The organism is Pannonibacter phragmitetus, assembly GCF_050510895.1.
Classification (GTDB): Bacteria; Pseudomonadota; Alphaproteobacteria; order Rhizobiales; family Stappiaceae; genus Pannonibacter; species Pannonibacter phragmitetus_B.
Genome location: NZ_JBNINT010000001.1, coordinates 1,201,439 through 1,228,292 on the forward strand (window position 1 = coordinate 1,201,439; position 26,854 = coordinate 1,228,292).

General features: G+C 63.0%; 22 protein-coding genes, 5 pseudogenes and 1 CRISPR repeat array. Of the genes and pseudogenes, 14 read left to right on the forward strand and 13 right to left on the reverse strand.

All coding sequences use genetic code 11. The features are described 5' to 3' along the window. Positions 1–95 precede the first annotated feature (95 nt). The 8 genes and pseudogenes from ACQB61_RS05585 to cas2 all read left to right on the forward strand — a co-directional run bounded on the left by ACQB61_RS05585 (position 96) and on the right by cas2 (position 8,102). Positions 96–1,865 carry a CRISPR-associated endonuclease Cas3'' gene (locus tag ACQB61_RS05585; protein ID WP_430511827.1) on the forward strand — a complete coding sequence of 590 codons (1,770 nt, stop codon included), beginning with the start codon at positions 96–98 and terminating at the stop codon, positions 1,863–1,865. Beyond that, positions 1,862–2,413: a hypothetical protein gene (locus tag ACQB61_RS05590; protein WP_430511828.1), complete on the forward strand. Its 552-nt coding sequence runs from the start codon at positions 1,862–1,864 to the stop codon at positions 2,411–2,413. The genes ACQB61_RS05585 and ACQB61_RS05590 overlap by 4 nt, the downstream gene beginning before the upstream one ends. 324 nt (positions 2,414–2,737) lie before the next feature. Then, positions 2,738–3,346 (forward strand): type I-C CRISPR-associated protein Cas5c, encoded by a 609-nt coding sequence (cas5c, locus tag ACQB61_RS05595; RefSeq protein WP_430511829.1) that lies wholly within the window; start codon positions 2,738–2,740, stop codon positions 3,344–3,346. Between the two features lie 100 nt (positions 3,347–3,446). Then, positions 3,447–5,122: pseudogene (gene cas8c / locus ACQB61_RS05600) on the forward strand (type I-C CRISPR-associated protein Cas8c/Csd1). Further along, complete coding sequence (gene cas7c / locus ACQB61_RS05605; RefSeq protein WP_430511830.1) at positions 5,119–6,072, forward strand: type I-C CRISPR-associated protein Cas7/Csd2; 954 nt, start codon at positions 5,119–5,121, stop codon at positions 6,070–6,072. Before cas8c ends, cas7c begins: the two are co-directional and overlap by 4 nt. 60 nt (positions 6,073–6,132) lie before the next feature. Beyond that, on the forward strand, positions 6,133–6,774 hold the full coding sequence (cas4, locus tag ACQB61_RS05610) for a CRISPR-associated protein Cas4 (RefSeq protein WP_430514303.1): 642 nt from the start codon (positions 6,133–6,135) through the stop codon (positions 6,772–6,774). After that, on the forward strand, positions 6,771–7,802 hold the full coding sequence (gene cas1c / locus ACQB61_RS05615) for a type I-C CRISPR-associated endonuclease Cas1c (protein WP_430511831.1): 1,032 nt from the start codon (positions 6,771–6,773) through the stop codon (positions 7,800–7,802). The genes cas4 and cas1c overlap by 4 nt, the downstream gene beginning before the upstream one ends. 9 nt (positions 7,803–7,811) lie before the next feature. Next, positions 7,812–8,102, forward strand: a complete 291-nt coding sequence (cas2, locus tag ACQB61_RS05620) for a CRISPR-associated endonuclease Cas2 (RefSeq protein ID WP_430511832.1) — start codon at positions 7,812–7,814, stop codon at positions 8,100–8,102. A 247-nt stretch (positions 8,103–8,349) separates the two neighbouring features. Continuing rightward, positions 8,350–11,050: a CRISPR direct-repeat array (repeat unit 31 nt; unit sequence GTCGCCCCCTCACAGGGGCGCGGATCGAAAC). A gap of 121 nt (positions 11,051–11,171) precedes the next feature. Here cas2 and grxD read toward each other — a convergent pair. From grxD to purL, 3 genes are all read right to left on the reverse strand, one after another. Further along, entirely contained in the window at positions 11,172–11,501 is a 330-nt protein-coding gene (gene grxD, locus ACQB61_RS05625; RefSeq protein WP_019964614.1) for a Grx4 family monothiol glutaredoxin, read from the reverse strand. Between the two features lie 131 nt (positions 11,502–11,632). Continuing rightward, the gene (locus ACQB61_RS05630) at positions 11,633–11,866 is read right to left on the reverse strand and encodes a BolA family protein (RefSeq protein WP_050472653.1); all 234 of its coding nucleotides are present in this window, start codon (positions 11,864–11,866) and stop codon (positions 11,633–11,635) included. Positions 11,867–11,923: 57 nt separating this feature from the next. Continuing rightward, positions 11,924–14,122 (reverse strand): phosphoribosylformylglycinamidine synthase subunit PurL, encoded by a 2,199-nt coding sequence (gene purL, locus ACQB61_RS05635; protein ID WP_430511833.1) that lies wholly within the window; start codon positions 14,120–14,122, stop codon positions 11,924–11,926. Between the two features lie 332 nt (positions 14,123–14,454). Here purL and ACQB61_RS05640 point away from each other — a divergent pair, with 332 nt between their 5' ends. Then, on the forward strand, positions 14,455–15,819 hold the full coding sequence (locus ACQB61_RS05640) for a methyl-accepting chemotaxis protein (RefSeq protein ID WP_430511834.1): 1,365 nt from the start codon (positions 14,455–14,457) through the stop codon (positions 15,817–15,819). 52 nt (positions 15,820–15,871) lie between these two features. On the opposite strand, the pseudogene ACQB61_RS05645 reads toward ACQB61_RS05640, so the two are convergent. Further along, positions 15,872–17,384: pseudogene (locus tag ACQB61_RS05645) on the reverse strand (PLP-dependent aminotransferase family protein). A gap of 102 nt (positions 17,385–17,486) precedes the next feature. On the opposite strand from ACQB61_RS05645, the gene ACQB61_RS05650 reads away from it, so the two are divergent. Then, entirely contained in the window at positions 17,487–17,735 is a 249-nt protein-coding gene (locus ACQB61_RS05650; protein ID WP_430511835.1) for a DUF1127 domain-containing protein, read from the forward strand. Positions 17,736–17,760: 25 nt separating this feature from the next. Here the strand turns inward: ACQB61_RS05650 and speB are convergent, their stop codons facing one another. From speB to ACQB61_RS05680, 6 genes are all read right to left on the reverse strand, one after another. Further along, positions 17,761–18,729, reverse strand: a complete 969-nt coding sequence (speB, locus tag ACQB61_RS05655; RefSeq protein WP_430511836.1) for an agmatinase — start codon at positions 18,727–18,729, stop codon at positions 17,761–17,763. A 62-nt stretch (positions 18,730–18,791) separates the two neighbouring features. After that, positions 18,792–19,040, reverse strand: coding sequence for a DUF2164 domain-containing protein (locus ACQB61_RS05660; protein ID WP_430511837.1), 249 nt, complete (start codon positions 19,038–19,040; stop codon positions 18,792–18,794). A gap of 26 nt (positions 19,041–19,066) precedes the next feature. Continuing rightward, positions 19,067–19,738, reverse strand: coding sequence for a phosphoribosylformylglycinamidine synthase subunit PurQ (gene purQ / locus ACQB61_RS05665; protein WP_430511838.1), 672 nt, complete (start codon positions 19,736–19,738; stop codon positions 19,067–19,069). Positions 19,739–19,816: 78 nt separating this feature from the next. Continuing rightward, complete coding sequence (locus ACQB61_RS05670) at positions 19,817–19,930, reverse strand: phosphoribosylformylglycinamidine synthase-associated small membrane protein (protein WP_430511839.1); 114 nt, start codon at positions 19,928–19,930, stop codon at positions 19,817–19,819. A 20-nt stretch (positions 19,931–19,950) separates the two neighbouring features. Further along, complete coding sequence (gene purS / locus ACQB61_RS05675) at positions 19,951–20,190, reverse strand: phosphoribosylformylglycinamidine synthase subunit PurS (RefSeq protein ID WP_019964623.1); 240 nt, start codon at positions 20,188–20,190, stop codon at positions 19,951–19,953. A 167-nt stretch (positions 20,191–20,357) separates the two neighbouring features. Continuing rightward, positions 20,358–21,269: a LysR substrate-binding domain-containing protein gene (locus ACQB61_RS05680; RefSeq protein ID WP_430511840.1), complete on the reverse strand. Its 912-nt coding sequence runs from the start codon at positions 21,267–21,269 to the stop codon at positions 20,358–20,360. Between the two features lie 122 nt (positions 21,270–21,391). On the opposite strand from ACQB61_RS05680, the pseudogene ACQB61_RS05685 reads away from it, so the two are divergent. Next, a pseudogene (locus tag ACQB61_RS05685) lies at positions 21,392–21,598 on the forward strand (NAD(P)-binding domain-containing protein); the annotation flags it as partial. A gap of 535 nt (positions 21,599–22,133) precedes the next feature. Here the strand turns inward: ACQB61_RS05685 and purC are convergent. Next, positions 22,134–22,931 (reverse strand): phosphoribosylaminoimidazolesuccinocarboxamide synthase, encoded by a 798-nt coding sequence (purC, locus tag ACQB61_RS05690; protein ID WP_019964626.1) that lies wholly within the window; start codon positions 22,929–22,931, stop codon positions 22,134–22,136. Between the two features lie 292 nt (positions 22,932–23,223). Between purC and ACQB61_RS05695 the strand changes: the two are divergent. The 3 genes and pseudogenes from ACQB61_RS05695 (at position 23,224) to ACQB61_RS05705 (ending at position 24,833) form a co-directional block, all read left to right on the forward strand. Beyond that, a pseudogene (locus ACQB61_RS05695) lies at positions 23,224–23,548 on the forward strand (DUF1476 domain-containing protein). A 153-nt stretch (positions 23,549–23,701) separates the two neighbouring features. Further along, positions 23,702–24,469, forward strand: coding sequence for an HpcH/HpaI aldolase family protein (locus tag ACQB61_RS05700; protein WP_430511841.1), 768 nt, complete (start codon positions 23,702–23,704; stop codon positions 24,467–24,469). 148 nt (positions 24,470–24,617) lie between these two features. Beyond that, positions 24,618–24,833 carry a hypothetical protein gene (locus ACQB61_RS05705; RefSeq protein WP_430511842.1) on the forward strand — a complete coding sequence of 72 codons (216 nt, stop codon included), beginning with the start codon at positions 24,618–24,620 and terminating at the stop codon, positions 24,831–24,833. A gap of 96 nt (positions 24,834–24,929) precedes the next feature. On the opposite strand, the gene ACQB61_RS05710 is transcribed toward ACQB61_RS05705, so the two are convergent. After that, positions 24,930–25,484, reverse strand: coding sequence for an RBBP9/YdeN family alpha/beta hydrolase (locus ACQB61_RS05710; protein WP_430511843.1), 555 nt, complete (start codon positions 25,482–25,484; stop codon positions 24,930–24,932). Positions 25,485–25,488: 4 nt separating this feature from the next. Then, a pseudogene (gene purB / locus ACQB61_RS05715) lies at positions 25,489–26,816 on the reverse strand (adenylosuccinate lyase). Between the last annotated feature and the right edge of the window lie 38 nt (positions 26,817–26,854).

Consider the following 26,854-nt stretch of genomic DNA (forward strand, 5'->3'; position numbering starts at 1 on the left):
TGCTATAGGCATTAAATACATCTTCAGCTTGCAATTTTCTTTCCGCACCTTTCTGATGTTGCCGCCATTAACCATCGCAATGGCTTGGGGGCAGGGTGGAGAGATTTTTCGCGCATTCGGTCGAGGGCGCGCCGCTTGAGGCGTGGCAGGGGCTGAAGGAGCATCTGGGCGAGGTTAGCAGCTTGGCGGCCAGCTTTGCCGGGCCGTTCGGCGCGGCTGCAATGGCCCGGCTTGCCGGTCTTTTGCATGACCTGGGCAAGTACAATCCGGCCTTTCAGCGCTACATCGCCGGCAAGAGCTCGTCCGTGGATCATGCCACCGCTGGGGCGGCAATTCTCATGCAGAGAGCGGCGGCTGCCGTTCCCTGGCTCAAGGTTGTGCTGGAACTACTGGCTCATGCCATTGCCGGTCATCACGGCGGCATGCCGGACAGATTGCTGCTGCCGGACGCAACCGGGCGCAGTCTTGCACAGCGGCTGGAAGCCTTTGACGAAGCAACGCTTGATACCGGCTGGGAGGAAGAGCTGGGGCAGGAGCTTGAGGCGATCCTGACCGGAGTGGCGGGGCCGCTTTTCCCGCCGGTGTTCCGGGTTGACGGGCGTACGCGCGGCAGGTCGCCGGATACCGCAAGAGCGTTTCAGCTGGCGTTTCTGGGGCGGATGGTTTTCTCCTGCCTTGTGGATGCGGACTTCAAGGATACGGAGGCCTTCTACAGCCGGATTGCGCAGGAGACGCCGGACCGCGAGTGGCCGGATCTGCGCAGCGAGCTGGAGCGCCTGAGGGCGGGTTTCGATGCCTACATGACCGCCAAGGCGCAGGCGGCGAAGGCGGGCCCGCTCAACAGCTTGCGGGGCAGGATCCTGTCCCATGTCCGCGCCCGTGCAGGCGACGCTCCGGGCCTCTTCTCGCTCAACGTTCCGACCGGCGGCGGCAAGACGCTGGCTTCTCTCGGCTTTGCGCTGGATCACGCGGCGGTTCACGGCCACCGGCGCATCATCTATGCCTGCCCCTTCACCTCCATCATCGACCAGACGGCGCAGATCTTTCAGGAAGTGCTGGGCAGCGGAATGGTGCTGGAGCATCACTCGGCCATTGAGGAGGATAAGATTGAAGAGCGTGGCCAGCGCGACAAGCTGAAGCTGGCGATGGAGGACTGGGCGGCGCCCGTTATCGTCACCACTAACGTCCAGCTCTTCGAAAGCCTCTTCGCCAACCGGCCCGGTCGCTGCCGCAAGCTGCACAATATTGCCGGCAGCGTCATCATTCTGGACGAGGCGCAGACCTTGCCGCTGCATCTGCTGAAGCCGGCGGTGATGGCGCTGGACGAACTGGCGCGCAACTATGGCTGCACGATCCTGCTGTGTACGGCCACCCAGCCGGCACTGGACCGCAGGGACTATGCGGATGACCCGCTGCTCGGGCTGGCGCTGGAGGGCAGGGAACTGGCGCCGGACCCGGCGGGCCTTGCACGGCAGCTCAGGCGTGCCACCATCCGGCACGGGGGCGCTCTGGCCGATGATGATCTCGTCAGGGCTCTGGCGGATACGCCGCAGGCGCTCGTCATCGTCAACAGCCGCAAGCATGCGCTGGATCTCTACAGGGCGGCGCAGGCCGAAGGGCTGGAGGGGCTGGTGCATCTCACCACCCGCCAGTGCGCCGCACACCGTAAGCTCATTCTGGACGATGTGCGTCAGCGCCTGAAAGGCGGCAGCCCTTGCCGCGTTATTGCCACCTCGCTGATCGAGGCAGGCGTTGATGTGGATTTCCCCGCGTCTGGCGGGCGGAGGCCGGGCTGGATCAGGTTCTGCAGGCGGCTGGCCGCTGCAACCGCGAGGGGCGCAAAGGGCCGGAGGAAAGCGTGGTGACGGTCTTCACCCCGGCAGACCACGCCCCGCCACGGGAAATGCGCCAGCTTGCAGAGGTGTTCCGCAGCATCTCCAGCAAGCACGGCGACCTGTTCTCACCCGATGCGGTGAAGGCCTATTTCCAGGAGCTGTACTGGCGGCGTGGCGCAGGCCTTGACCGGGAAAACATCCTTGATCTCGTCCGCTGGGACGTGACGGGCACGCAGATGTCCTACCGCAGCATCGCGGAGCGGTTCCGCATGATCGAGACCGCCATGGTGCCGGTGATCATCCCCTATGACGATGAGGCGCAGGAGTGGATCGATAAGCTGCCATTCGAAACCATCTCCTCCGGCTCCCTTGCCCGCAAGCTGCAGCGCCATGTGGTGCAGGTGCCCAAACCGGCGCGGGATCTGCTCATTGGCGCCGGTCACGTCTCCTTTCACGCCCCGCATCTGCGCGCTGACCAGTTCGCCGTGCTGGGCAAGGCGAGCGGCCTGTACAAGCCGGATCTGGGGCTGCTCTGGGATGATGCCGGATTTCTGCGAGTAGAGGAGATGATATTTTAGATTCTCGAAGCTTGAAGATTTAATGAAGCGTCCCTATCTTCATTGTAGGATGATGATGGAGGCTCTCATGAGATTGCCGAAGCGAGATGATGGGGTCTGGAGTGATGTTGCTTACCTGCTCCTGAGGGGTTGGTCAGGTTGCTGATGTGGGCTATTGGTCCATGAGGCTCGCTCCCTGTCGCCCTGCATCTGTAGAGGCGCGGATTGAAACAAGCTCCGAGAATCTAAGGGCTTTAATTGAGATAAGTCGGGAGCGAGCCGCTTATGCCGTTTGGAGTTAAACTAAAAGTCTCAGGCCCTTATGCCTGTTTCACCAGACCTGAAATGAAGGTTGAGCGCGTCTCCTATGACGTGATGACACCTTCTGCCGCCCGGGGCATTCTGGAGGCTATTCATTGGAAGCCGGCGATCCGCTGGGTGATCGACCGTATCCACGTGCTGAAGCCCATCCGGTTCCAGTCCATCCGGCGCAACGAAGTGGGCCACAAGGCCCCGGCCGGGAAAATCCGCACGGCGATGAACCGGGAGAGCCTTGAGGGGCTGGCGCTTCTGGTGGATGAGGACCGGCAGCAGCGGGCCTCCACTGTGCTTGTCGATGTGGCCTATGTCATCGAGGCGCATTTCGACCTGACGGCCAGGGCCGATGCCTCCGACAACGAGGGCAAGCACCTCGACATCTTCAACCGCCGGGCCGCGCGCGGCCAGTGCTTCCACCAGCCCTGCCTCGGCACGCGGGAATTTGCCGCTGACTTCCGCCTGATCGGCGAAGGCGAGCCCATCCCTGCCTCCGAAGCCGGCAACCGTGACCTCGGCTTCATGCTGTGGGACATCGACCACACGCGGCCGGACCGTCCGTCCATGTTCTTCCGGGCGGAACTGGTGGACGGCGTCCTGCACGTGCCGCAGCCCGGCTCACCGGAGATCCGCAAATGACGATACTTCAGGCCCTGAACCGGCTGGGCGAGCGGATGGAGGCCGAAGGCAGGCTTCCCCGCTGGGCTTCTCGACCGAAAAGATCAGCTTCGCCATATCGCTGCGGGAAGACGGCACCTGTGCCGAAGTCATCGACCTGCGCGACGTGACCAGCAAGAAACTGCCGCCGAAGCAGATGGCTGTTCCCCAGCCGGTGAAGCGCACATCCGGTGTGGCGCCGAATTTCCTCTGGGACAAGACGGCCTATGTGCTGGGTGTGACGGCGGGCGAGGGCAAGCGGCTGGCGGAGGAGCATGCCGCCTTCGTGGAGCGTCACCTGAAAGAGCTGGACGGCAGCGAGGATGCGGGGCTGAAGGCGCTGCGCCTGTTTCTCCAGTCCTGGAACCCGGAGAATTTCACGCCGCCGCTCTGGCCGGAGGAGATGCGGGACCAGAATGTCGTCTTCGAACTGGCGGCAGATCACCGCAAACGTTTCCTGCACGAGCGGCCGGCCGCGCGGGCGCTGTGGGAGCGCCTCAATGCCGAAGGCGCATCCGGGCTTGCGGTCTGTCTTGTCACGGGTGAGGCCGCACCTGTCGCCCGGCTGCATCCGGCGGTCAAGGGCGTCTGGGGGCTCAGTCTTCCGGTGCCTCGCTTGTCTCTTTCAATCTGGATGCCTTCACCTCCTATGGCCATGAGCAGGGCGACAATGCGCCCGTTTCCGCAGCAGTCGCAGCGCGTTACACCGGTGCGCTGAACGAATGCCTCAAGCGTGGCAGCGGCCATTTTCTGCAACTAGGAGATGCCTCGACCATCTTCTGGGCCGAACCCAAGGAGGATGGGCTTGATGCCGGGCTGCTGGAGCTGGCTGAATCGGTTGCCATCGGCTTCTTTGACGAGCCGCCGCCGGTGGACATGGGCGCACAGGCGCAGCAGGTGCAGGCCATTCTCTTGCGCATAAGGGCGGGCGAAAGACTGGAAAGCCTGAAGCCGGAGCTGGCGGAAGGCGTGCGCTTTCACGTGCTGGGCCTTGCCCCCAATGCGGCGCGCCTGTCTGTCCGGTTTTACTGGCAGGATGATTTCGGCGTGCTGGCGGAGAACTACCGCCGCTTCTCCGCCGACATGGCGATTGCGCCGCCACCCCGCTCCGGCAATCCGCCCCTGTGGCGCTACCTTCGCGAGACTGCCGTTCTGGGCAAGAGCGAGAACGTGCCGCCGAACCTTGCCGGGGAGTGGCTGCGCGCGATCCTGACCGGCAGTGACTATCCGCTGACGCTGCTGTCCTCGGTGCTGATGCGCCTGCGGGCGGATGGCGATGTCAATGCCCTGCGCGTGGCGATGCTGCGCGCTGTCCTGATCCGCAATTTCAAACTTCACCCTGAGAAGGAGGCTCCCGTGGCTTTTGACCCGGACAACGAGAACAAGGGCTATCTGCTGGGGCGGCTGTTTGCCGTCTACGAGCAGATCCAGTCTGCCGCGCTGGGCGGCGTCAACGCCAGCATCAAGGACAAGTTCTATGGCTCGGCCCCGGCGCAGCCGCAGAAGGTTTTTGCCATGCTCGACAGGGGCTCGGCCCCGCACCTGTCCAAGCTGGGCAAGACGCGGCCGGGCCAGAAGGTCAACCTGGAGAAGCTGGTCTTCTCCATCATGGAGAAGATGTCGCCGGACGGCGATCCGTTCCCCGCGGCCCTGGCTCCGCAGGAACAGGCGCTCTTCGGCCTCGGCTACTACCATCAGCGCAATGAATTCTTCAAACCGGCCAAAGATGCCGCTCCGCAGGAGGAAACTGCAGAATGACCACGCTCGCCAACCGTTACGAATTCGTCCTGCTGTTTGAAGTGACCAACGGCAATCCGAACGGCGATCCGGATGCAGGCAACCTGCCGCGCATGGACCCGGAGACGAACCATGGCCTCGTCACCGACGTGAGCCTGAAGCGCAAGGTGCGCAACTACATGGAGTTTGCCCGAAGCGGCGAGCCTGGCTTCGGCATCTATGTGCAGGAAGGTGCCATCCTCAACGAGAAGCACCGGGAAGCCTACAAGGCCCTGCGCCCGGAGGCGGAAAAGGTGGCAAAGGAGAAGTCGCTCAACCCCGCCAATGACGAGGAGGCGCTGAAGCTGCGCGATTTCATGTGCCGCAACTTCTTCGATGTGCGCACCTTTGGCGCCGTCATGAGCACGGGCATCAATTGCGGGCAGGTGCGGGGCCCGGTGCAGGTGACCTTCTCTCATTCGGTCGAGCCGATCCAGCCGCTGGAAGTTTCCATCACCCGCATGGCGGCCACCAGCGAGAAGGAGAAATCCGCTCAGCAGGCCGGATCGGATGGCAACGAGCGCACCGAAAACCGCACCATGGGCCGCAAGCACATCGTGCCTTATGGCCTTTACCGCGCCCATGGCTTCATCTCGGCGAAGCTGGCGGAGCGAACCGGCTTTTCGGAAGCGGACAAGGATCTGCTGTTTGAAGCGCTGGAAAGCATGTTCGAGCATGACCGTTCCGCCGCGCGCGGCGAGATGGCCAGCCGCAAGCTGATCGTGTTCCGGCATGACTGCGCCCTCGGCAAGGCGCCTGCCCATGCCCTTTTCGACCGGGTGCAGGTGGGCCGCAATGTGGATGGCGAGTTCCGCGCCATCGAGGACCGGGGCCTTGGCAACCTGCCGCCGGCCCGCAAGTTCTCCGACTACATCGTCACCATCGACCGGGAAAACCTGCCGGCCGGGGTGGAGATCATCGAGCGGCTGTAAGCCATGGGCGAGGGGCGGACCTGACCGGCAGCGCAGAACCGGGGCTGGACGAGGGGGGCAATACCTCTCTCCGCGCTTCAGCACGCCGTCTACTGCCTGCGGCAGGCCGCCCTCATTCATCTGGAACGGCTGTGGGCGGACAACCGCTTCACCGCCGAGGGCCATGTGCTGCATGCGGTGGCGGACAAGCCGGGCACCCGGCACGGGCGCGGCGTGCGGCGGGTTTCAGCCCTGCCGCTCGCCAGCCGCAGCCTCAACATCGCAGGCGTGGCTGATCTGGTGGAGTTCCACAAGGCTCCGTCTGGTGAGGGGGCTGGCGGGGAGGTGCCCTATCCGGTGGAATTCAAGCGCGGTAAGGCCAAGCTGCACCGGGCCGACGAGGTGCAGCTCTGTGCGCAGGCGCTGTGCCTTGAGGAAATGACGGGGCAGCCCGTGCCCGCAGGCGCGCTTTACTATGCCGAGCCAAAACGGCGGCTGGAGGTGCCATTCGATGCGGAGCTGCGGGCGCTGACGCTGGCCACCATTGCAGAGCTTGCGGCCATCTTTGCCACCCGGCGCACACCGCCACCCGTCTACCGCGCTGACCGCTGCCGGGCGTGTTCTCTGGCAGAGCTTTGCCGCCCGAAGCAGGTGGCACGGCCCGTCCTTGCCTGGCGGGCGCGGCAGATCCGGGATCTGCTGGAATCTGAGGACGGCGCATGAAGAAGCTTCTGAACACGGTCTATGTCACCACCGAGGGGGCTGCCCTGCGCAAGGACGGCGAAAACCTCGTGGTCGAGGTGGAAGGCGTGGAGCGCGCCCGCGTGCCGCTGCACATGCTGGGCGGCCTTGTTGCCTTCGGCCCCATTCTTCTGTCTCCGGCCCTGATGGGGGCCTGTGCCGCCGGTGGCATCACCATCGTTCTGCTGGACCGCAATGGCCGGTTTCAGGCCCGCGTGGATGGGCCGGTCAGCGGCAATGTGCTTCTGCGCCGAGCGCAGTACACCGCTTCGGAAGACCCGGACAGCATCGTGCGCGGCTTCATCATGGGCAAGATCGCCAATCAGCGCAGCGTGCTCCTGCGCCATCTGCGCGACCATGGCGCTGACACGCCGGAGGAGGCCCGGCAGGCGCTGGACCATGCCACGGGCCGCATGGCCCGCCTTCTGCAAAAGCTGGATGTGCTGCAGGGGCTGGACCTGCTGCGCGGCGCAGAAGGGGAGGCGGCACAGCTTTACTTCGGCGTCTTCAACCATCTGATCCGCTCCCCGGATGCAGAAATCCGCTTCCGGGGGCGCTCCCGCCGTCCACCACTGGACCCGGTCAATGCGCTGCTGTCCTTCCTCTACACGCTTCTGACCCATGACTGCCGCAGCGCGGCGGAAAGCGTCGGCCTTGATCCGGCGGTCGGCTTCCTCCACCGGGACAGGCCGGGACGGCCCAGCCTTGCTCTGGATCTCATGGAGGAACTGCGGCCCGTGCTGGCCGACCGGCTGGCGCTGTCCCTCTTCAACCGCCGTCAGCTCCGGGCGAAAGATTTCGAGCTGCGCGATGGCGGCGCCGTCTTTCTGGGCGATGAGGCGCGCAAGCTTGTGCTCACCGCCTGGCAGGAGCGCAAGCGCGAGGAGCGCCAGCATCCATTTCTGGAGGAAAAGGCGCCCCTCGGCCTCGTGCCCTATCTTCAGGCGCAGCTTCTCTCCCGCCATTTGCGCGGGGATCTCGACGCCTATCCCCCTTGGTTCTGGAAGTGAGGCGGCCTCATGCTCGTGCTCGTCACCTATGATGTGAACACGTCCGGTCCCGGCGGGGCAGGGCGCCTGCGCCGCGTTGCCAAGTCCTGCCGCGACTATGGCCAGCGGGTGCAATATTCGGTTTTCGAGATCGAGGTGGACCCGGCACAATGGACCATGCTGAAAGCCAGGCTGGAAGGCATCGTCGATCTGGAAACAGACAGCCTGCGCTATTACTATCTGGGGGCGAACTGGCAGCGCCGGGTGGAACACGTGGGCGCCAAGCCCGCCGCTGACCTCAACAGCCCGCTGATCATCTAGGGCAGTTCTTTGCACCTGCGCACGTGGCCCGGTGCGGCGCAGCGGGCTTTTGTGCCGGGCGCGAACCTGAAGTGTGACCCTTTTCCCCGGCAGGTTCGCGCTCCGCCCCGCTCTTTGACATTGCTGTCTTTTCTGCCGCGCTCTGTGCCGCGCTGCCTTCGCCTTCGATCCTTGTCCACCCTTTTCCCGCAGGATCGCGCTGCGGGGCGGAATTGCATTTTGGGGACAAGCTGTTACGACTGAAGCGGTCGCCCCCTCACAGGGGCGCGGATCGAAACTTGTACATCGTCAACGGTTCTGATGAGGCACAGCTGGTCGCCCCCTCACAGGGGCGCGGATCGAAACGGCTGCAACATTGTCGCGTGCGGCGGCCATGGCGGTCGCCCCCTCACAGGGGCGCGGATCGAAACGGCAACCCGGTGACGGGTGATTTTGCCGATGTATGTCGCCCCCTCACAGGGGCGCGGATCGAAACAGTCAACCGGATCATTCGACGTCATCACGGAAAGTCGCCCCCTCACAGGGGCGCGGATCGAAACAGCCCGGCCCCGGTCATAGCCACGGCCCTCGATCGTCGCCCCCTCACAGGGGCGCGGATCGAAACATCGAAAAAGAGACGGCGGGGCGCTCGAAAATCGGTCGCCCCCTCACAGGGGCGCGGATCGAAACCCATGACGGTTTCAGGGCCGTGCCCCATCCGTCCCAGTCGCCCCCTCACAGGGGCGCGGATCGAAACACGGCCAGTGCCGCCTCAAGCGCGGCTCTCATTGTCGCCCCCTCACAGGGGCGCGGATCGAAACTTCGCGCTCGCGCTGTTTTAAAGCCGCGATCGAGTCGCCCCCTCACAGGGGCGCGGATCGAAACGGCCTTGAACTCATTGAACGCCCGGTTGAGCTGCGTCGCCCCTCACAGGGGCGCGGATCGAAACAGGAAAATGTCTGCCGTGGGCCGCTCAAAATAGGCCGTCGCCCCCTCACAGGGGCGCGGATCGAAACGTAGCCTGTGAGAAAGATGAGGATAACGCAGGCTGTCGCCCCCTCACAGGGGCGCGGATCGAAACGCCCCAGGCGCTGGTGCACGTCAAAAATGACGGGGTCGCCCCCTCACAGGGGCGCGGATCGAAACTCGCCATTGAGCCAAATTGAACCGCCTAGCTCCCAGTCGCCCCCTCACAGGGGCGCGGATCGAAACCGCGTGCTGCGCGACTACTGGCCGACCGATGACGGTCGCCCCCTCACAGGGGCGCGGATCGAAACGGCAAGGTGATGATCCACCCCAACCGCGTCATGGCGTCGCCCCTCACAGGGGCGCGGATCGAAACCGCGTGCTGCGCGACTACTGGCCGACCGATGACGAGTCGCCCCCTCACAGGGGCGCGGATCGAAACAAAGAGGAGTTGGGAATCGCCCGAGCTGTGCGCGGTCGCCCCCTCACAGGGGCGCGGATCGAAACAGCGCCAGCCGCCGCGCATCCACCGCCCCGGCGAACGTCGCCCCCTCACAGGGGCGCGGATCGAAACCGGCAAAGCACCCCGGCGTAATGCCCACCGCCGCGTCGCCCCCTCACAGGGGCGCGGATCGAAACCCCGGTGCAACCCACCTGTCCGATGATCCGTCTGGTCGCCCCCTCACAGGGGCGCGGATCGAAACATTTCATCTTGAAGTGAGGAGACGCGAGCCGTGAAGTCGCCCCTCACAGGGGCGCGGATCGAAACGGCTCTAGTACGAAGGTTTTGATTAACAGGCAGAGTCGCCCCCTCACAGGGGCGCGGATCGAAACAATTAAAATGGAGTTAAAATCTTTAGCGCCTTTTGTCGCCCCTCACAGGGGCGCGGATCGAAACGGCCCATCGGGGACAATGTCCGGATCGAGCCTGCGGTCGCCCCCTCACAGGGGCGCGGATCGAAACCTGAATGAGTACATGGCTAATCCATTCTCCTACAGTCGCCCCCTCACAGGGGCGCGGATCGAAACCGGGTTACCGAGTCCTCAACGCGGGCCGGAGGTGTCGCCCCCTCACAGGGGCGCGGATCGAAACCCGGCCGTCCCGCCTGTGCCGCCACCGCCAGTATGTCGCCCCCTCACAGGGGCGCGGATCGAAACGTTGAAGCTATCAACGCGTCCGAAGTTCCTGCAGGTCGCCCCCTCACAGGGGCGCGGATCGAAACAGCGCCAGCAAGGCCGATCTGAAGAACGCGCTGGGTCGCCCCTCACAGGGGCGCGGATCGAAACGCGTCAAGACGGACGGCTTTCATGCCTGGACAAGTCGCCCCCTCACAGGGGCGCGGATCGAAACCTGCGCGGGCGGCCAAAAATCAACGCGAGCCCGGCGTCGCCCCTCACAGGGGCGCGGATCGAAACATTGTGGACCTGACGTCTTGCCAGTGGTTCGACGTGTCGCCCCCTCACAGGGGCGCGGATCGAAACATCTACAAAAACCTCGACAATCTGATCCTCAGGCAGTCGCCCCCTCACAGGGGCGCGGATCGAAACCCCTTCCGCCTCCAGCTATCCATTCCTCGCGGCGTCGCCCCTCACAGGGGCGCGGATCGAAACTACCAGCCATGCTCAACGGCAACTTTTTGGCGGTCGCCCCCTCACAGGGGCGCGGATCGAAACAGCGTCACCGCCGAACTCATCGCAGGCCATGACGCGTCGCCCCCTCACAGGGGCGCGGATCGAAACCGTACGCTCCGGTCTGGTACGGCGGTTTCAGGGAGTCGCCCCCTCACAGGGGCGCGGATCGAAACGCTGAAGCGGCATCCATGGTCTATGAATGGAACCTGTCGCCCCCTCACAGGGGCGCGGATCGAAACATGACCGGGCGGGGCGGCCGGCGCGCAACGCCTAGTCGCCCCCTCACAGGGGCGCGGATCGAAACCTCCAGCCGCTCGATGCGCTCTATGAAAGCCCGCAGGTCGCCCCCTCACAGGGGCGCGGATCGAAACAGGCCGCAGCACGATGGTGCCGAGCGCTGCGCCGCGTCGCCCCCTCACAGGGGCGCGTTAAAAACAAAAAGGCCGGAGCGTCCAGCGCTCCGGCCTTTTTCAATCTCTCACGTTAACTGCCTCAGGCGGCAGTCGTGGGGATGCCTTTTTCCGTGAAGACGGCCTGGAGTTCCTGGTTCTGGAACATCTCGCGCACGATGTCGCAGCCACCGAGGAACTCGCCCTTGACGTAAAGCTGCGGGATCGTCGGCCAGTTGGTGAAGTCCTTGATGCCCTGGCGCAGGTCCGCGTCTTCCAGCACGTTGATGCCCTTGTAGGGCACTCCGATGTAGTCGAGGATCTGCACGACCTGGCCGGAGAAACCGCACTGCGGGAAGTTCGGCGTGCCCTTCATGAACAGCACGACATCGTTCGTCTCGACTTCGTTCTTGATCCAGTCCTGGATGCTCATTGCCATGTCCTTCCGGGAGTCTTGTCCCTGATGGGCCGGGCGCGGGCCGGCCTGTCCGTTTTACACATCGGCTGCGGGTCTGCGTCTTGCGGCGAAGGCTGACCCGCTCCGGTTCAGTCTCAGTCCATTACTCAATCGGGAGCGCTGGTCTGCAGGGCGAGGGCATGCAGCGTGCCGCCCATATTGCCCTTCAGGGCCTGATAGACCATCTGATGCTGCTGGACGCGGCTCTTCCCGCGAAAGGATTCCGAGACCACGTTGGCGGCGTAGTGGTCGCCGTCGCCCGCCAGATCGCGCACCTCGACAGTTGCGTCGGGCAGGGCAGCCTTGATCAGGGTGATGATCTCGTTTGCGTCCATCGGCATCTAGTCAGTCCTCTTCCCTCTGAAGTTCCGTCCGCTTGGCGCGGGGTATGGCAGCCGTTAGCCGGCTGCCATGAAGTTCGGGAACCAATTCTCGTGTGCTTCCTTGAGCTTTGCAACGGATATGGTGAGGATACCCTCGACAGTCAATTCACTGCCGCCCACCATGCCGAGGCGCTCTACGGAAATACCTGCGTCCAGCGCGTCTTCTTCGAGACCATCGGCCTCGTCTGCCTTGACGGTGACGACATAGCGGGCCTGGTCCTCGCCAAAGAGGGCGGCGTGCGCCGGGCCATTCACCTTCACCGTTGCACCCCGATTGCTGGACATAGCCATCTCAGCCAGCGCCACGGCAAGGCCGCCGGAGGAGATGTCGTGCACGGCGCTGACGCGGGTTTCACGGATCCAGCCACGCACCAGATCGCCGTTGCGGCGCTCTGCGGCCAGATCCACCGGCGGCGGCGCGCCTTCCTCGCGGCCCAGCACCTCGTAGAGATACTGCGAGGCCCCAAGATGCGTGCCATTGCCGCCGATGAGGAAGATCACGTCGCCATCCTCTGCAAAGGCGGCAGAGGCACGCACGTTCACATCCGGCAGCAGACCAACGCCCGCAATCGCCGGGGTCGGCAGGATCGCCTGGCCATGGGTCTCGTTGTAGAGCGAGACGTTGCCCGAGACGATCGGGAAGTCCAGCGCGCGGCAGGCCTCGCCAATGCCTTTGATGCAGAAGACGAACTGGCCCATGATTTCCGGCTTCTCGGGGTTGCCGAAGTTCAGGTTGTCGGTCACGGCCAGCGGCTCTGCGCCGGTGGCGGTCAGGTTGCGCCAGACTTCGGCCACCGCCTGCTTGCCGCCCTCGAAGGGATCGGCCTCGCAGTAGCGCGGCGTCACGTCGGCGGAGAAGGCAAGGCCCTTGCCGGCAGCATTGACGCGGATCACACCGGCATCACCGCCCGGACGGGCTGCGGTGTTGCCCTGAATCAGCGTGTCATACTGCTCGTAGACCCAGCGGCGGGACGAGCCATTGGCGCCGCCCACCAGCTGCAGCAGGGCTGCGGCATAGTCGGCAGGGGCCGGGACGGCGGCTGCATCCAGCACGGGACGCTTCACCGGCTCCACCCACGGACGGTCATATTCGGGGGCTTCGTCGCCCAGTTCCTTGATCGGCAGGTCGGCCACGACCTCGCCCTGGTGCTTGACAATGAAGCGCAGCGTGTTGGTGGTCTTGCCGACGATGGCAAAGTCCAGACCCCACTTGCGGAAGATGGCGGCCGCTTCCTGCTCCTTCTCGGGGCGCAGCACCATGAGCATCCGCTCCTGGCTTTCCGACAGCATCATTTCGTAGGCGGTCATGCGCTCTTCGCGCACTGGCACCTTGTCAAGATCCAGCTCAATGCCCAGGTCGCCCTTGGCACCCATCTCAACGGCAGAGCAGGTGAGGCCGGCAGCGCCCATGTCCTGAATGGCAATCACGGCGCCGGTGGCCATGAGCTCGAGGCAGGCTTCCAGCAGGCACTTTTCAGTGAAGGGGTCACCCACCTGTACGGTCGGGCGCTTTTCCTCGATGGTGTCGTCGAACTCGGCCGAAGCCATGGTCGCACCGCCCACGCCATCGCGGCCGGTCTTGGCACCCAGATAGACGACGGGCAGGCCGACGCCTTCCGCCTTGGACAGGAAAATGCCGTCCTTCTTGGCAAGGCCTGCAGCAAAGGCGTTGACGAGGCAGTTGCCGTTGTAGCGCGGGTGGAACTCCACCTCGCCGCCCACCGTCGGCACGCCGAAGGAGTTGCCATAGCCGCCCACACCGGCGACGACGCCGGAGACAAGGTGGCGGGTGCGCGGATGGTCCGGGGCGCCGAAGCGCAGCGCGTTCATGGCAGCCACCGGGCGTGCGCCCATGGTGAAGACGTCTCGCAGGATGCCACCCACGCCCGTAGCTGCGCCCTGGTAGGGCTCGATGTAGGACGGGTGGTTATGGCTCTCCATCTTGAAGACGATCACGTCGTCATCGCCAATGTCCACGACGCCGGCATTTTCGCCCGGGCCCTGCACCACGCGCTCGCCAGTAACGGGCAAGGTCTTCAACCACTTCTTCGAGGACTTGTAGGAGCAGTGCTCGTTCCACATGGCCGAGAAGATGCCGAGTTCGGTGAAGGTCGGCTCGCGGCCGATCAGATCCAGAATGCGCTGGTATTCGTCGGGCTTCAGGCCGTGGGCCGCGACGAGATCTGGCGTGATTTTGATGTCGTTGGGGATCATGGGCGTCCGCAGTCGTCTGGCAGGGTCGTGCCGGGGATGATGTTCGGGGCCGGTTTAACAGATCATCGGCGCGAATGGGAGACCATTGCGCGGTTTCGGGCGGCTATTTTGGCAGAAGTGTGAAGCCGGATATTTTTCCCGTTCACAGGCTGGCGGCTGACGCCCGCACAGCGAACCAGAATGCGTCTGCCGGCATAGGTTTCATTGCCCGGCGCTGCACCTGCGCCGGGCTTGGCCTTCAGGGTTTGTACGCACCCAAGTTACAGCCGGATTTAAGGGTTGGTTCACGGATTTACCAATATTTCTCAGGGCGATATCCTCGGGAGGTCATGATGTTTGGCTTGAAGTCTGCAGCGCCCGCCATCGCGGTGAAGCAGCCAGAATTTGATGTAGCAGCACTTGTCGGCGCACTGCGTGCCGTTGAAGGGCATCTGGAGCTTCAGGGAACCGGCAGCTTGCCGGCTGAAGTCGTCTCGGCGCTCATTTCGCTGAAGACGGCTGTCGATCGGGAAAACGAGACGCAGTTGCAGCAGACGGTGGACTATTCCTTGCAGGCAAGCCGCGCCATGGCCGCCACGGCAAGGATCACCGGTGAAATCCGGGAGACGGACAATCGCGCCCGGGCAATTTCCGGTGGGGTTGACGAACTGACGGCCTCCATCGAGCAGATCGCAGCGACTGCCAGTGAAGCAGCTTCATCGATGGAAGAGGCTCATTCCGTTCTGGATGGAGGGGCTGCGGCCACCCGCAGCGCAGCGGTTTCATCCCGCCGCATCGGCGATTCCTTTGACCGTATGAGCGAGGGTGCGCACCAGCTTGCGGCCGCTGCCGAGCAGATCGGCATGTTTGTGTCGACCATTGATGGACTTGCCCAGCAGACGAATCTTCTGGCGCTGAATGCGACCATTGAAGCCGCGCGGGCTGGTGAAGCCGGCAAGGGTTTTGCCGTGGTGGCCAGCGAAGTGAAGCAGCTTTCCGGGCAGACCCAGAAGGCAACGGATGATATCCGCGCCCGCATCGAGCGGCTGCAGGTACATGTCTCTGAGGTTCTGGATACTGTTTCGGTGGTGCAGGATCTCGTGGCTTCCAGCGTGGAGCAGGCCGAAGAAGCTGCCGAGAAGATCGGTTCGGTCCTGGGGCATGTTGGCTCCAATAACTCCCGGATGAACGCTATTTCCGGCCTGTTGCAGGCGCAGAGCGAAGCTGTGCGGGAGATTGCCGAAGGCATTCATGCCGTTGCCAGCCATTCGCAGGCGGCAAGCCGTTATGCTGATGACGTCATCAAGGCGGTCGGCAGTTCCGAGGCTGTGATCAACACCCAGTTCGCCAGCCTCGAAGGGCGCAATGTGCGCAATTACGTGCTGCACCGGGCAAAGTCTGATCATCTGCTGTGGAAGAAACGTCTGTCTGAAATGCTCGTCGGTCTCAACAGCCTGAAGAGCGCGGAGCTCTCGGATCATCACCAGTGCCGTCTGGGCAAATGGTATGATGCGGTCTCTGACAAGGCGCTTCGCTCCAATCCTGCTTTTACCGCCCTTCTGCCGGTGCATGAGGCTGTCCATGCCCATGGCAAGAAGGCTGCGGATCTGCATGCGGCGGGGGATGTGAACGGCGCGGAGGCGGAGATCGCTGCCATGGAACGGGCGTCCGACGAAGTCCTGTCCCGCATCGATGCCCTGCTACGGGCCACGCGTTGATCTTGCTCTGATCTTTTGTGGAGGCCCTCCCGTTCAGGGGAGGGCCTTCATTCTATTCGAAGCTGTCGTAACCAGTGCTGGCATTGCGTAACAGGTCGCGGATAATGCCGAGGCCCTTGATCAGCTCTTCCCGTGTGTGGGTGTTGCTGGTGCCAAGCCGTACCCGGTGGTAGACGCGGGCGCTGCGGCCGGTCTTGAACTCGTCTTCGTCATCCACGAGCACCCCTTGAGCAGCGGCGGCGGTCTTGAAGGTTCCGGACATCCAGGGCTCCGGCAGCTTCAGCCAGATGAAGGGGGTCTGTGGTGAAGCGTTGAAGGTCTGGCCGGAGAGCAGGCCTTGCGTGATCTCATGCCGGGCCGCCAGTTCCTCCAAAATCCTACGCCGCAATTCTTCAGCAGTGCCGGACAGAACGAGGCGGGCTGCGAGTTCTGCCATCAGGAAGCACAGGCCTCCGGTGAGCATGTTGTGGGCTGTAAACAGCCGCTGTGCGTGGCTTGGCGGAGATGCGATCCAGCCGCCGCGAATGCCTGCCGAGACGGACTTGGACAGCGAACCCACATGGAAGGTCCGCTCCGGAGCAAGCGCGGCAAAGGGCGAGATGCCGCCCGCGTGCAGGGAGCCGTAGACCTCATCCTCGATGATCCAGAGATTGTGCTCGCGGGCGATGGCGATGATCTCGGTCTGGCGCGTCTTGCCCATCTGGCCCAGCGTCGGATTATGCACTGTTGGCATCAGGAAGATGGCGCGTGGATGCTGCTGGGCGCAGAGGCGGGCCAGTTCTTCCGGAATTGGGCCTTCGTCATCGCGCGCCACGGCCACCGGCTGGCGGCCGGTCAGAGTGACGCCTCTTGCAATGGAGCTGTAGGTCAGTTCCTCAAAGACCACCCGGTCGCCCGGCATTGTGGTGGTGCTGATAATGGCCATAAGCCCGCCACGTGCGCCCGTGGTGGGAACAATTGTCTCTGAGGCAGGCGTCCAGCCGCAGCGGGCGAGCCATTGCTGGCCAGCCAGGCGCCAGCTGTCCGGCACCAGCCGGGTGTAGCTGGCGATCTCATGCGGCATCTCGCGGGCTATTCCGGAAATGACCTTTTCGATCGCCTGTGCCTGCCCGACCTCCGGCGCGGAGGTGCTGTCCAGCCGCAAGGCGCCGGTTGGGGCGACAGATGTCCGCGTGCCGCCGAAGCCAGGATCCGGATTGGCCATCGCCAGATGTGTCCAGGCGGGGGTGCTGACGGGCGTGGCTACCGGCTTTTCTTCGAGCGGGCGAAGCACTGCAGGGGGCGATCCCATTCACCGGTGCGGCTACACCCGGCGCAGCGCTGCTGCCCAGCACATAGGTGCCCCGGCCAACCTCGCCACTGACCAGCCCGCGCTCGCGCACGATGCCATAGGCCCGTCCCACCGTGCCGACGGTGACGCCCAGATCATAGGCAAGGTCGCGCTGCGGCGGCAGCTTCGCGCCGGCAGGCAATGCACCAGAGACGATGTCATCCGCAATGCGCTGCGCAAGACGCACATAGAGCGGACCTTTCCCTTGCGGGAGTTCAGGGAGCCAATTTGTCATGGTGACAATTCTATATCTTGCACCGGAAAGTGAGTCAATTCATACAGCAGTCATGGGGTCAATGAAACGAAATTGTATCAATTGTATCTCTTGGAGAGTGACATGTCCCACGTTCATCAGTGCGAAGAGCCAGAAATTGTCTTGAGTGAAGCGCGCCCGGTACGCCGCTTCTCCGGTCTGCTCGGGGCTGTGATCTCCACCCTGAGCATGTGGCTGACTATTGGCAGGACACGGGCGCAGCTGTCTGATCTGACGGATGATGAACTGGCCGATATCGGTATCACCCGGGAGCAGGCTACGAAGGAGGCTGCGCGGCCTTTCTGGATCTACCGGGAGCGGCCGCGCGATTGATGCCTTTCTCGTGTGGTGCTGGTGGTCAATCCTCTCGCGCCTTGGCCGTGGCCAGGATGCACAGCAGCTCGAACATGAGTGAGGCACCGAGCCATGCGGTGCCTCCTGAGGGATCAAACGGTGGCGACACCTCCACCAGATCAGCGCCCACAACATTGACGCCCGCCAGACGGCGGATCAGCCGTTGTGCCTGAAATGACGTTATGCCCCCGATTTCCGGTGTGCCGGTGCCGGGGGCGAATGCGGGGTCGATCACGTCGATATCGAAGCTGATGTAGGCCGGTGTTCTCCCCACCCGCTCACGGGCCTCAGCCATCACGTGATCGATCCCGCGCTCCATCAGTTCTTCGATCATGATGATGCGCACGCCCTGCGCCTCGCCCCACTCGATATCCTCCCCATCATACATTGTGCCGCGAATGCCGATCTGAACCACCCGCTCCGGGTCCAGGAGCTCTTCCTCGATGGCGCGGCGGAAGGGTGTGCCGTGGGTGTAGCGGAAGCCGCCGAAATAGCTGTCAAACAGGTCGGTGTGGGCATCGAAATGTATCATGCCCAGCGGTCCGCTTCGGGCCAGCGCCCTGAGGACCGGCAGAGAGACAAGGTGATCTCCGCCTGCGGTGAGCGGCATGATCCCGAGGTCGACGATCTGGTCATAGAAGCCGGTGATCCGCGCCAGCGCATCCTGTACATCGGCCGGATTGACCGGTGCATCGCCCAGATCGGCACAATTGGCCAGACCGAAGGGATTGACCCTTGTGTGGGGATGCACCTGCCGGATCATGGTGGAGAGATCGCGCAGCTGACGCGGCCCGTGGCGGGCGCCTGCCCGGTTGGTGGTGCCGCCATCCCAGGGCACGCCGATCAGGCCGATGTCGACGCGCTCAGCCTCCGGCGAGGCAATGTTCACATGCGGCAGGCGCATGAAGGTGGGAATGCCAGCGAAACGCGGCAGCTCGAACCCGGATACCGGCTGAAAGAAGGTGTCGTCCATGCTGTGCCCCTTGCCCGTTTTTCCCAGCATGCCCGGCGGGGGCAGGGAAGGACAAGAGGATTTCAGCGCCAGTCCTGACGCTCAAGGCCAGCCAGATCGTCCGAGAGGTCTTCGAAGCGCTTTGCCGCCTGTGCGGCGGCATCACGGACACCAAGGGTGTAGAAGGCGGTGCCGGCTTCCTCAGCCAGAAAGTCCAGCAGCCGCAGTGCGTCCATGTTGCCCAGATCCACGTCCAGCTCGTCGCGGCAGAAATCCGAAAGACGGCTGGCAATCCGGGTCTGAAGGTCGCGGGGAAGTTCCAGCTTCTTCATGGATATCTTCCCTTGCCCCGGATGTCTCAGGCTACCAGCTGGCCGACCAGGCTTTCGAAGATCTTGCGGCCATCCGAGCCGCCCTGCAGGTCTTCGATCAGGTTTTCCGGGTGCGGCATCATGCCGAGCACGTTGCCGGCCTTGTTCATCACGCCTGCGATATCGTTGATCGAGCCATTCGGGTTGCAGCCGTTGGCATAGCGGAACACCACCTGGCCGTTGTCCTCGATGGCTTTCAGCGTTTCAGCATCAGCGAAGTAGTTGCCGTCGTGATGGGCGATCGGGCAGCGCCAGACTTCACCCTGCCGGAAAGCGTTGGAGAAAGCCGTCTTGGCGTTGACCGTTTCCAGTTCGATTTCCTTGCAGATGAACTTCAGCCCGGCATTACGCATCAGGGCACCGGGCAGCAGGCCTGCTTCGGTGAGGATCTGGAAACCGTTGCAAACGCCCAGCACATGCACGCCCTTGGCGGCACGGGCGATCACTTCCTGCAGCACCGGCGAGCGGGCGGCAATGGCACCGGCGCGCAGATAGTCGCCATAGGAGAAGCCGCCGGGGATGACGATCAGGTCTACATCCGGAATATCCGTGTCCGTGTGCCAGACCGTGACAGGCTTCTGGCCGGTGATCTGCTCCAGTGCATAGAGCATGTCACGGTCGCGGTTGAGGCCGGGGCAGAGGATGACGGCGGACTTCATGGCAGGCTTCCCGTGTGTCGTCCTGGCGGACTGCGGCGGATCGGATGGGCCGTGCGGCCCGGCAGTTCAGCTTGAAATTCAGCTCTTGAGCAGGAAGAGCACAGCCAGAAGACTGAGCGCTGCCGGCAGCAGGAAGAAGATGGCGGCCTTGATCAGGAGAAAGCGGATTGCTCTTTTTGCATCCTGATCCATGGCCGCAGCCTCATTCTGCCTCAGAGGATTTCGATAGCGTAATTCTCGATGACGGTGTTGGCGAGCAGCTTCTCGCACATGGCGGTCAGCTCTTCGCGGGCCTTGGCCGCGTCGCGGTCGCTCAGTTCCACATCGAAGACCTTGCCCTGGCGCACGCCATTGATGCCGTCAAAACCGAGAGCGCCGAGCGCCCCTTCGATGGCCTTGCCCTGGGGGTCCAGAACGCCGTTCTTCAGGGTGACGGTGACACGTGCCTTCATCGCTCTCGTCTTTCCGTTAATCGCCATGGCCAATGCGGCCCTTTTCTGCCGCGCTGCTTACACCAACCAGCCCCGCGACGGAAGGGGCTTCGCCCCATCGGCACAAACTTAAGGGCATATTGATGGGGCTGACGCAGACAGGGCTGTTTCCTTCCGGTCGCGGCGGATCAGGCGCCGCTGAGTGTTGGTTTTTGCCCTGTCGATTGGGGAGGGCCGAATTCTCTCACGGCTGCCTCGATGAAGGAGCGCAAGGCTGCAGCCGGACGGCGGGAAGCGGGATAAAGAAGATGCACCGGCTTGGCCGGTCCATCGTAATCCGCCAACACCCGGACAAGCCGCCCTGACGTCAATTCCGCCGACAGGACAATCTCCGGGCCGAGTGTAATTCCCATTCCTGCTACGGCTGCATTCAGCAGCGCTGCCCAGTCATTGCTGCGCAGCCGCCCCTGCACGTTGATAGTGTGAGTCCTGCCTTCCTTTGCAAATTTCCATTCGCAGCCGAAGGTGCGTGACCAGCTGGCAAAGCCCAGGCATTGATGGTGCTCGAGGTCCGAGGGATGAACGGGCGTGCCGTGCTCGGCAAGATAGGCAGGCGAAGCGCAGGCGATCAGGCTGTAGGGCGCCAGCGGATGAGCAATGAGATTTGTGTCCGCCAGCTCTCCAATGCGGATAATGACATCAAGGCCTTCCTCAATCGGGTCGGTGTGACGGTCTTCAAGGACCAGGTCGGCCTCTACGCCGGGATGCTCCGACAACCAGTTTTTGAGGAAAGGAGCCAGTGCGAAGGCTCCAAATGTTTTGCCCGCGCCGATCCGCAGGATGCCACGCGGGGTCTTGCGCATTTCATTGGCAAGACCATCCGCCGCTTCTGCTTCCGCCAGCACGAGCTTGCAGCGGTCGTAATAGGCCCGGCCGATATCGGTCAGGCTCTGCCGCCGTGTCGTCCGGTTGAGCAAGGTCGTGCCAAGCCGGTCTTCGAGGGAGAGCACATGCTTGGCGACCATTTGCGGCGACAGGTTCAGCGCAGCTGCTGCCTTGGCAAAGGAGCCAAGATCCGCAGCCTTTACGAAAACAGCCATGCTGGTGAGCCTGTCCATCAATTGCCTACTATATGTTGTTAGTGTTGGGTCATATGGGAAGTTTATTCTGCTTTGGTTGTGAATTTAGATCATGGCTGCAACACCTGAAAAGGGAATGAGTCATGAAGATAGGAATTATCGGTGCAGGATTTGTTGGTCAGGCCATTGCCAAGCTTGCCACAGCCAATGGCCATGAGGTGATGATCAGCAATTCTCGCGGGCCGGACACCCTGTTCAGCGTGCGGTCTGCTCTCGGCTGCGCTGCTGGAACGGCGGAAGAAGCGGCTGCATTTGGTGATCTCGCCGTTGTTGCCGTGCCGCTGAAGGCCTGGAGGTCAATCCCTGTTCTGCCGCTCGCAGGCAAGATCGTGATCGATACAAACAACTATTATCGGGAACGGGATGGCATGATTGAAGAGCTGGACCGGCAGGAAACGACGACGAGCGAATTGCTGGCGGCACATTTGCCGCAGTCGCGTGTGGTCAAGGCGTTCAACGCTATTGTGATGGCCGAGCTTGTAGATGGCGGGCGCCCGTCTGGTGCCGCTGACCGGCGCGCGCTTCCGATCGCCGGGGATGATGCGGACGCGAAGGCACTCGTGGCCCATCTTTATGAAGAGTTTGGTTTCGATGTGGTGGATGCCGGACCGCTCAGTGAAGGCTGGCGTTTTGAGCGCGCCCGGCCGGTTTACTGCAGGCGGCTGAAAAGGGCAGAGCTGGAACGCATGCTTGCGGCAACCACACGCGATGCATTTGTGCAAGAGGGGCTTGGCGCAAGCAGGAGATGGAGGTCCTGCCGTAGGCCTGTAAACACAAAAGGCCCCGTCTGGCAGCTGCCGGACGGGGCCTTGAGCGATTTGAACCTTACTGGACGAGGGTCGGGCCGGAGCCGTTCGGACGCTCGTTGTCGTTCAGGATGCCGAGACGGCGCGCGACTTCCTGATAGGCTTCCAGCATCCCGCCCATGTCACGGCGGAAGCGGTCCTTGTCCATCTTGTCGTTGGTGGCGATGTCCCACAGACGGCAGCTGTCCGGCGAGATTTCGTCGGCAACCACGATGCGCATCATGTCACCTTCGAACAGACGGCCGCATTCGATCTTGAAATCGACAAGGCGGATACCGACGCCGAGGAACAAGCCGGACAGGAAGTCGTTGACGCGGATGGCGAGTGCCATGATGTCGTCGAGTTCCTGCGGGGTGGCCCAGCCAAAGGCGGTGATGTGCTCCTCAGCGACCATCGGGTCGTTGAGGGCATCGTTCTTGTAATAGAACTCGATGATGGAGCGCGGCAGCTGCACACCTTCCTCGATACCGAGGCGGGTGGCGAGCGAACCGGCGGCAACATTGCGCACGACGACTTCGAGCGGGATGATCTCGACTTCGCGGATCAGCTGCTCGCGCATGTTCATCCGGCGGATGAAATGGGTCGGGATGCCCATGCCATTCAGCTGATTGAAGATGTATTCGGAGATGCGGTTGTTAAGCACACCCTTGCCGTCCACGATCTCGTGCTTTTTGGCGTTGAAGGCGGTTGCATCGTCCTTGAAATGCTGGATCAAGGTTCCAGGCTCAGGGCCCTCATAGAGGATCTTGCCCTTGCCTTCATAGATACGCCGGCGGCGATTCATGGGCACGTACCGTGTTTGCTTGAGAAAATCCATCGATGCGGGAAGCTCCTGTGCGTGCGATTCTGAAGTGGCGCAAGTGCTGGCCATTTCATTCAACGTCGACAATCAGCCCCGCATCAGCGGCGCGGAACTTAAACGATCCTTTGCAAAAGTACAATGGAGCCGGGGTAATCATTTGAGGAAGCTGCTTCCGCCACAGCAGTCTCTGCTCTAGTGCGTTGATTTGCATCATTGCGGGGGATATGCAGAGCGCGGAACAGATACCATATGAGTGGGGCCACGCAGGTGGTTGAAGGTTTGCTGTCTGCACAAGAGGAGGCATTTCATGAGCACGTTTGACGGTCGTGGGGAGAGTTTCGAAAACAAGTTCGCTCATGACGAGGAACTGCGCTTCAAGGCAAACGCCCGGCGCAACAAGCTTCTGGGCCTGTGGGCTGCGGAAAAGCTCGGGCTTTCTGCTGCAGCAGCAGATGACTATGCAAAGGAAGTGGTGCGCGCTGACTTCGAGGAAGCTGGCGATGAGGACGTTTTCCGCAAGATCCGCGCCGACTTTGACAAGGGGCACGTGGACCAGTCGGATCATCAGATCTCGCCGCACCATGGACGAGCTGATGCACACTGCGATCGATCAGATCCAGAAGGGCATCTGAAGCGCCATCTTGTTGGACGCATGAATGAAACCTCCGTGCCAGCGGCGCGGAGGTTTTTGCTGCGTATGGGGACGGCGAACGGATGCAGCCCGATTCTGTCTTGCCGGGTTGTCTGACATCCTGTCTGATGGCGATCAGAAAAGGGAGGCCCGGATGGCAGACAGGAAGACACTCGCAGCGCGGTTCAAGGCAGATGAAACGGTGGTTACGGCCTGGTCCGTGCTGCCGGCACCGGTGGTGGCCGAAGCCATGGCCCGGGCGGGCTTCGGCGCGGTGACGCTGGACATGCAGCATGGCATTCATGATGCGGGCAGCATCCGCGACTGTCTGTCTGCTGTAGCGCTGGGCGGGGCGCACCGGATCGTCCGTATTCCCGTGGGGGGCAATGCCATGGCCAGCCGTGCCGCTGATGCGGGTGCCGAGGCAGTGATTGCGCCGATGATCAACTCTGTGGAAGACGCCAGAGCCTTTGCCGCGGCAATTAAATACCCGCCGCTAGGCGGCCGCAGCTGGGGCCCGGTGCGTGCCTCCATGCTGGCCGGTCAGACGATGCCGGAGTATCTCGCCTGCGCCAACAGCGAGGTTCTGGCCTTTGCCATGATCGAAACACCGGAAGCGGTGGCGGTGCTGGATGAGATCCTGGCTGTGCCGGGCATTGACGGGGTCTTTGTCGGGCCGGGCGATCTGTCGCTGACGCTGTCCAATGGCGCCGCGCTCAATCCCCACAGCGAGGCAGTGCGGGAGGCCGCTGAATTGATCATCAGCAAGACCCGCGCCGCCGGACGTTTTGCAGGCTACTTCTGCATGACGCCGGAGGATGTGAAGGCGGCTGAGGCCATGGGCTACCGTCTGCTGGCCCATGGTATGGATCTGCCAGTCATTCAGGGCGCCTTCCGCGACGTTCTGGCGCGGCTTGCTTGATCGGGATCAAGGACCAACGGCTTCGGTCAGCGCACCTTGGCAGGGAAGATCACCGGCATGGGGCAGTGGGGCCCGGACGGCAGGCTCGGTGATTGGGATGGTGCGGCGTGCTCCTGCGCGCCGTGCATTCGTAACCGGAGCCTGTCTCATGTGGAAGCTTGCCGCGATTCTCTTCATCATTATCGGACCGACAATGGCCGGCATCGGCGCTCTGGTGCCGTTATCGGTCTATGGTCTTGACCACTTTAATCCGCTGATGCTGGCAGGGGCGGCGGCTTGCGGCCTGCTCCTGGCCATTCCAGCCAGCATCCTGGCTGGCAAGCACATCCGCGACATGATCCAGCCCCGCAACCGGGTTGTGTGAAAGAGACTGGAAGGCTGGCCCGAGAAGACTGAGATGTCTTCCCGGCGCTGGAAGAGACTGATCCCCCTCAACGAGAGGTCTCGTTGAGGGGGATAATTACATCCGCGCCATGAAATGGGCGAAGGACATCATACCTTCCGGCCAGGGGCCGTGGCCGCTTTCAAGGTTGATGTGGCCGACATGGCCTGCATCCTGGAACGTAGCGCCCCAGCTGTGGGCGAAGCCCTTGGCCACCTCAAAATCGCAGTACTGATCGTTCTGGCTTGCCACCACATGGGTGCGGAAGGGCAGGGGCATGCGCGGCACTGGCACGAAGTCGCCGCCGTCAAAGGCCGGCACGAGGCCGGGCCGGTCCCAGTCGGACGGAGCGACGAGGAAGGCGCCCTTGATCTTCTCCTTCGGCAGCACATGGGCGCCATGGGCAACCAGTATGCAGCCAAGGGAATGGGCGACCAGCACCACCGGGCGCTCCGCCGCCTCGATGGCGGCAAGGAGCGTCTCCATCCAGACCTTCTTCGAGGGCGTGAACCAGTTATCCTGCTCCACCACCCGCGCATTGGCCATCTTCTCTTCCCATCGGCGCATCCAGTGACCGGGGTCACTGTTGGCGTAGCCGGGGATGAGCAGGATGTCGGCGTCGGCGATCTTCATGGTGTCAGCTTTCCCCGAAGACGCGCTTGAAGATCACGTCCACGTTCTTGGTGTGATAGCCAAGGTCGAACCGGTCGCGGATCTGGTCTTCGGACAGGTACTGGCGCACGTCTGCATCGTTCAGCAGCTCGCTCAGGAAGTCCACACCGGCGGCGCCGGAGACCTGATAGCTTTCCCAGACCTTCATGGCGTTGCGCTGTACCAGACGGTAGGCATCCTCACGCGAGGAGCCTGCCTGGGTCAGGGCAAGCAGGATGCGCTGGGAATGCACGAGGCCGCCCAGACGGTCCATGTTGCCCATCATGCGCTCCGGATAGACCAGCAGCTTGTCGATGACGCTGGTGAGGCGGGCCAGGGCGAAGTCGAGGGTGACGGTTGCATCCGGGCCGATCATGCGCTCGACAGAGGAGTGGGAGATATCCCGCTCATGCCAGAGGGCGACGTTCTCCATAGCCGGGATTGAGAAGCCGCGTACGAGGCGGGCAAGGCCCGTCAGGTTCTCGGTCAGCACAGGGTTGCGCTTGTGCGGCATGGCGGAAGAACCCTTCTGGCCGGGGAGAAATACTCCTCCGCTTCCAGGACTTCCGTACGCTGCAGATGGCGGATTTCAGTGGCTACACGCTCGATGGACGAGGCGATGACACCGAGGGTGGCGAAATACATGGCGTGACGGTCGCGCGGGATGACCTGCGTGGACACCGGCTCAGCCTTCAGGCCCATGGCCTGGGCCACATGTTCTTCCACACGCGGGTCGATGTTGGCGAAGGTGCCGACGGCGCCGGAAATGGCACAGGTGGCGATTTCCTCACGCGCATTCATCAGGCGCTTGCGGCAGCGGTCGAACTCGGCATAGGCCTCTGCCATTTTCAGGCCGAAGGTGACGGGCTCGGCATGGATGCCATGTGAGCGGCCGATGCAAACCGTGTCCTTGTGCTCGAAGGCGCGGCGCTTGATGGCCGTCAGCAGCGCGTCCATGTCCTTCAGCAGAAGGTCGGTGGCGCGCACCAGCTGCACGTTGAAGCAGGTGTCCAGCACGTCCGAGGAGGTCATGCCCTGATGGACGAAACGCGCATCCGGGCCGACGATCTCGGCCAGATGGGTGAGGAAGGCGATGACGTCATGCTTCGTCTCACGCTCGATCTCGTCGATGCGCTCGATGTCAAAGGTGGCTGCGCCACCCTTTTCCCAGATGGTCTGTGCCGCTTCCTGCGGGATGACGCCAAGATCTGCCAGCGCGTCGCAGGCATGGGCCTCGATCTCGAACCAGATGCGGAACTTCGTCTCGGGAGACCAGATGGCAACCATGTCGGGGCGGGAATAGCGCGGGATCATCGCGGGTCCTCATTCTGGGAAAACTGGCTGGGGTCTAT

Coding starts and splice junctions, on each gene's coding strand:
- purC (WP_019964626.1), bottom strand. CDS start 22,931: ATGGATTTTCTCAAGCAAACACGGTACGTGCCCATGAATCGCCGCCGG.
- grxD (WP_019964614.1), bottom strand. CDS start 11,501: ATGAGCATCCAGGACTGGATCAAGAACGAAGTCGAGACGAACGATGTC.
- cas5c (WP_430511829.1), top strand. CDS start 2,738: ATGAAGGTTGAGCGCGTCTCCTATGACGTGATGACACCTTCTGCCGCC.
- ACQB61_RS05670 (WP_430511839.1), bottom strand. CDS start 19,930: ATGGATCAGGATGCAAAAAGAGCAATCCGCTTTCTCCTGATCAAGGCC.
- purL (WP_430511833.1), bottom strand. CDS start 14,122: ATGATCCCCAACGACATCAAAATCACGCCAGATCTCGTCGCGGCCCAC.
- purS (WP_019964623.1), bottom strand. CDS start 20,190: ATGAAGGCACGTGTCACCGTCACCCTGAAGAACGGCGTTCTGGACCCC.
- speB (WP_430511836.1), bottom strand. CDS start 18,729: ATGGACGACACCTTCTTTCAGCCGGTATCCGGGTTCGAGCTGCCGCGT.
- ACQB61_RS05660 (WP_430511837.1), bottom strand. CDS start 19,040: ATGAAGAAGCTGGAACTTCCCCGCGACCTTCAGACCCGGATTGCCAGC.
- ACQB61_RS05705 (WP_430511842.1), top strand. CDS start 24,618: ATGTGGAAGCTTGCCGCGATTCTCTTCATCATTATCGGACCGACAATG.
- ACQB61_RS05680 (WP_430511840.1), bottom strand. CDS start 21,269: ATGGCTGTTTTCGTAAAGGCTGCGGATCTTGGCTCCTTTGCCAAGGCA.
- ACQB61_RS05630 (WP_050472653.1), bottom strand. CDS start 11,866: ATGCCGATGGACGCAAACGAGATCATCACCCTGATCAAGGCTGCCCTG.
- ACQB61_RS05640 (WP_430511834.1), top strand. CDS start 14,455: ATGTTTGGCTTGAAGTCTGCAGCGCCCGCCATCGCGGTGAAGCAGCCA.
- cas2 (WP_430511832.1), top strand. CDS start 7,812: ATGCTCGTGCTCGTCACCTATGATGTGAACACGTCCGGTCCCGGCGGG.
- ACQB61_RS05650 (WP_430511835.1), top strand. CDS start 17,487: ATGTCCCACGTTCATCAGTGCGAAGAGCCAGAAATTGTCTTGAGTGAA.
- ACQB61_RS05700 (WP_430511841.1), top strand. CDS start 23,702: ATGGCAGACAGGAAGACACTCGCAGCGCGGTTCAAGGCAGATGAAACG.
- purQ (WP_430511838.1), bottom strand. CDS start 19,738: ATGAAGTCCGCCGTCATCCTCTGCCCCGGCCTCAACCGCGACCGTGAC.
- cas7c (WP_430511830.1), top strand. CDS start 5,119: ATGACCACGCTCGCCAACCGTTACGAATTCGTCCTGCTGTTTGAAGTG.
- ACQB61_RS05710 (WP_430511843.1), bottom strand. CDS start 25,484: ATGAAGATCGCCGACGCCGACATCCTGCTCATCCCCGGCTACGCCAAC.
- cas1c (WP_430511831.1), top strand. CDS start 6,771: ATGAAGAAGCTTCTGAACACGGTCTATGTCACCACCGAGGGGGCTGCC.